Source organism: Haematobacter genomosp. 1 (genome assembly GCF_002196855.1).
Lineage (GTDB): Bacteria > Pseudomonadota > Alphaproteobacteria > Rhodobacterales > Rhodobacteraceae > Haematobacter.
In genome coordinates, this window is the sequence record NZ_NIPW01000066.1 from 1 (window position 1) to 4,254 (window position 4,254).

At 63.7% G+C, this 4,254-nt stretch carries 4 protein-coding genes; 3 read left to right on the plus strand and 1 reads right to left on the minus strand.

Translation table 11 applies throughout. The annotated features are described in order from the left end of the window. Nucleotides 1-264: 264 nt before the first annotated feature. The 3 genes from CDV49_RS19535 to CDV49_RS19545 all read left to right on the plus strand — a co-directional run bounded on the left by CDV49_RS19535 (nt 265) and on the right by CDV49_RS19545 (nt 2,834). Nucleotides 265-2,106, plus strand: coding sequence for a ParB/RepB/Spo0J family partition protein (locus CDV49_RS19535; RefSeq protein ID WP_088216953.1), 1,842 nt, complete (start codon nt 265-267; stop codon nt 2,104-2,106). A 57-nt stretch (nt 2,107-2,163) separates the two neighbouring features. Then, entirely contained in the window at nt 2,164-2,517 is a 354-nt protein-coding gene (locus CDV49_RS19540; protein ID WP_088216954.1) for a hypothetical protein, read from the plus strand. Nucleotides 2,518-2,627: 110 nt separating this feature from the next. Next, nucleotides 2,628-2,834: a hypothetical protein gene (locus tag CDV49_RS19545; protein WP_088216955.1), complete on the plus strand. Its 207-nt coding sequence runs from the start codon at nt 2,628-2,630 to the stop codon at nt 2,832-2,834. Between the two features lie 104 nt (nt 2,835-2,938). Here CDV49_RS19545 and CDV49_RS19550 read toward each other — a convergent pair whose 3' ends face one another. Then, nucleotides 2,939-3,475, minus strand: coding sequence for a DUF2726 domain-containing protein (locus CDV49_RS19550; RefSeq protein ID WP_088216956.1), 537 nt, complete (start codon nt 3,473-3,475; stop codon nt 2,939-2,941). Nucleotides 3,476-4,254: the final 779 nt, after the last annotated feature.

A 4,254-nucleotide genomic window follows, 5' to 3' on the forward strand; every position in this document is an offset into this window, starting at 1 on the left:
GGCGCAGCCCATCGGCGGAAGGGGGAAAGCCCGACCGTCCTGCACCAGAGAAAGGGGGTGAGAAAATGGCAATGGAAGTTCTGGCACAGCGCATCGCGGAAGCGTGGGCGCTTGTCAGGAAGGGCGATGACTTTGGAATCGGACGCCGCTTCCTGACGCAACACGGGGTCATGTGACCCTGCCCGTGTCGTCCCTTTCGGGGCGGCACACCCGAACCCTAACCCATGATCGCAACGTCGATCAAGTCACCACGAGAGAAAACCCATGAACATGAAGCCCAACACCGACACCGCCGCCGCCGTCATCGAGTATGTGCCGCTGTCCGACCTCTACCTGTCCGACCTGAACCCGCGCCAAGAGGCCGACCCCGAAGGGATCGCGCTGCTGGCGCAAAGCATCCTGACCTGCGGACTGGTGCAGAACCTTGCGGGCCTTCGCGACGACGCGGGCCGCGTGGCAATCGTCGCGGGGGGGCGCAGGTTCCGCGCCCTTGGCATCGCCGCCGAGCAGAACCCGTCGCTGGCGATGGTGCCTGTCCGCCTTGCCCCGAACGCCATGACCGCCCAAGCATGGGCGAACGCCGAGAACACCGCCCGCGAAGCCCTCGCCCCCGCCGATGAAATCCGTGCCTATGGCCGGATGCGGGACGCGGGCGCACTCGCGCACAGCATCGCCAAGGCGTTCGGCGTGACCGAGGCGCACGTTTACCGCCGCCTGAAACTGGCCGATCTGCCCGCCCCCGTGCTGGACGCGCTGGCCGCGAAGGAAATCAGTCTTGCGATTGCGACCGCCTTTACCGTGTCGAACGACGAGGCGCTGACGCTTGCTATTCTGGAACGCGCCAAGGCGCACTCTTACTACAGCGAACACCAGATCAAGAGCATGTTGACCCCCGACAGCCTTCAACATACCGACCGCCGCGCCCTGTTCGTCGGGCTGGAAACCTACGAAGCCGACGGCGGCACCCTGACCCGCGACCTGTTTTCGGAAAAGGTGTATCTGAACGAGCCGACTTTGCTGCTGCGCTTGTTTGACGAGAAGTTGCAGGCCGAAGCCGCAGACCTGAAAGCCGCAGGGTGGAAGTGGGTCGAGATCGAGGCCGACGAGTCGTATCTGTCCTATGCCGTCACCGACAAGCTGATCCGCATTGCGCCCATGTCGGAGCCATTGACCGAGGACGAGGCCGAGGAATGGGATGAACTGGCGGAACTGGCAAACGGCGACGTGCTGGACGACGCAGGCAAAGCCCGCATGGAGGAACTGGAAGCCAAAACGGCTGACTATTTCACCCCCGAGCAAATGTCCCAAGGTGGGGCATGGCTCTATGTGGACAGCAACGGCAAGGCTTGCACGAAACTTGGCTATGTCCGCCGCGAGGATGCCGCCACCGCCGCCGAGGCGGGCGTGATCGACGCGCCCCGCGACGGCATGGACAGCGGCGCGACCGCCGAGAAAGGCCCCTACAGCGCCAAGCTGATCGAGGACATGAAGGCTGTCCGCCTGAATGCCGCGCAGACCGCCCTTCTGTCGAAGCCGAGCCTTGTTCTGGACCTGCTGGCCTTCGCGCTTTCGCCGGACGCGGGGCTTTATCACAGCATCTTGGACGTTCGCACTGGAACGCCGAGCATCGTTCCGACGCAGGAGGACGGCTTGGAACTGGACCCGCGCCTGAACCAGCGGGCAAGCACACGCAACATCGACCTCGCCCGATCCTTTGCCGACTTCCGCGCCAAGGGCCAGAAGCACCGCAACGCGGCGCTGACGGAGGCCGTTGCGCGGACCTTGAACTACGGCTGCGGCATCAGCGATGCTTTCCCCCTGTTCGAGCGGCTTGAGGACGAGGCGGGCGCGTCCATCCGCGCCGTCTGGACGCCGACCGCCGCCAACTTCTTCGGGCGCGTCTCGGGCGGGACGCTGGACGGCCTGTTCAAAGACCTTCTGGAACTTGGCGAGGACAGCCCCGCTTTCAAATCCTTCCGCAGCTTGAAGAAGGGGGCGAAGGCCGAAGCGATGGAGGCAATCTTTGCCGATCCGAAGGGCAGCGAATGGCCCGTGACCGATGCCCAAGCCGCCAAGATCGCGGAATGGGTGCCGGATTGCGCCTGACACCATCGAGGGGCGGAACGCCCGCCCCTCACCCCCTTACATTTCGGGACGAAACAGATGCAGCATTATATCGCGACCTACTGGAACGGCACCGCCTGGACCGATCTGCATAGCGAACCCCTGCCGTTCAGGGACGCAGAGGACAAAGCCACCTCCGCCCTGTTGAAAGGGTGCGGCACAACCCGCCTGCGCCCCGCCGATCAACCCGATCACCTCAAAACCATCTCCGCCGAGCAGATTGCCGCGCTCCGTGCCTATGCCGTCCGATACGGCGAGGACTGGAAGGAATATCTGGGCATCGAGTGGCAATGCGCCACCGCGCCCGCGCCGCTGCATCGGCTCCGCAACACACAAGGCCCAAGCTGGCTTGAGGGATTCACACTCCCGTCAAGCATCATGGGCTGTCCCTGAAATCCGGCCCTCTGGCGTGACCTTTTCCTTGTGGTGAGGATTAACCTGCCGTCCCTTCGGGGGCGGCTTTTTTGTTGCGAGATCGCACGGCTCGCGCCAAAGCATCGACCATGAAAGTCACCTACGATCACACCGCCCGCACCTTCTCGATGAAGGGCCGCATTTGGTCCGACACCTATCCCATCGAGGATTTGCCGAAATGGCTGGCCTTCTATCGCAAAATGCAGGCCGAGCATCCGAAGGCCAAAGGCGCATATGATGCCACTGTCATCGCCCTTGAAGCGTTCACGCAGGAAATGGCGGCCGCCTCGAATTGACCCGGCCCACGCCGAACCAAGGGTTCGACGCAGGCTAGGTCCGGCGCTGCCCGCGCGGGGGCCGCTCCGCGGCATGGCGTGTTGAAGGGCAGCGGGCGAGAGTCCTACCGCCTTACCCCGCCGAGCGTCGGGGTAGGTCCTGTTTTTGGCTCACTGTCGGACCCATCGACAGCTTTTACCAATGATATGACGTAATCGCGTTCGAACTTCGCCGGAAACTCGAAAAGCGGGATCTTGGCTTGAGAAAGTGCGTGTCTCTTGATCTTGTCGCTTTTTTCCGCGCGGTCGCGGCTTTGTCGGGTGTTTCCGTAATGGCCCCCGCCTTGGTATTCTACCACCGCCGCCACCGCCAAACTTGGGTCGAGCACGATAAAGTCGGCCCGCTTTGAGTTCAGCGACATATACCGGCCATAGCTTCGGTTCTTCAGGAATGCTCCGTAGGAAACTTGGCACATCACGGTCCAGTCGGAGGGAAGTTCCCCGCAAAGCATCTTAAACAACCGTTCCTCGGTCTTGTTCATCAAGGGCCTGCGCTCAAAAGGCGGCGCGAATTGCGGCCCCTTTTGCATCAGGAATGCGATGCCCAGAAGCGCGAGGACCGCCAAGACGATCATAGTCAGATTGTAGGATGTAGCGTCCATCGGCTGAATCCCGTTGTTTCTATGCAAGTTGATCTCGGCGCGGTTCTATAATTACCGACCGTTTCGGCTCAACCCTGCGTTCATGGCGCATCCCTCGTGCCGTGCGGTCTAGGGCTGTCGCCCTGGACCTTCCTGCCCGAGTGACCGCGCTCTAGGCTCCGGCCGGCTGCACCGGCCTCCGCCCCGAACCTCGCTCGCCCCTTCTCCCTTCGCGCCGAGAGGCACCGGCACTGTCTCTGCGAGCCAGCGCCAGCGCCGCGCGAATGGTCGAAGGTGCGGCGAGTTTCGGCCCTGCGGGTGACGATCGCTTGCGCGGCGCCCGGGATCTTCCTGCAGGACGCATCACCAGCTCCACCGTCCTGAAGATCGAGGGCAAGCCGCGCGCGGCGCGGCTCCTGTCTGATCCGAAGGTCAGGCCGGGGGATCGACGCGGCCCGAGGGGCCGCGCTCACCCCCGCCCTGCGGTTTTTCCTTTTCGTGTTTCCGCCCAACAGACCTGCCCGAGCCGGTCAATCGGCAAGCGCCGCGCTGCGCGTGTCGGCTCCGGCGGGGGCCGTGTCCTCGCTGCGCTGCGGGCCGCACCACCCCCCGCCTCCGCCCGATTGACAGTCTCGGTCAGGCCCGTGGGTCGGGCTGTGCCCTCCCCACTCTGTTCCGCCGAATACATGCGTATTCGTCAGACCAGACCGGCGAGGCGCAGCCCATCGGCGGAAGAAGGCACCAGACCCGAACCGCCCGCCGCAACACGAAAGGAAAGACCAGATGACCACGATTTCCGC

Excerpts from the sequence above, each read along its gene's own strand:
- CDV49_RS19535 (WP_088216953.1), top strand. The coding sequence starts at position 265 with ATGAACATGAAGCCCAACACCGACACCGCCGCCGCCGTCATCGAGTAT.
- CDV49_RS19540 (WP_088216954.1), top strand. The coding sequence starts at position 2,164 with ATGCAGCATTATATCGCGACCTACTGGAACGGCACCGCCTGGACCGAT.
- CDV49_RS19545 (WP_088216955.1), top strand. The coding sequence starts at position 2,628 with ATGAAAGTCACCTACGATCACACCGCCCGCACCTTCTCGATGAAGGGC.
- CDV49_RS19550 (WP_088216956.1), bottom strand. The coding sequence starts at position 3,475 with ATGGACGCTACATCCTACAATCTGACTATGATCGTCTTGGCGGTCCTC.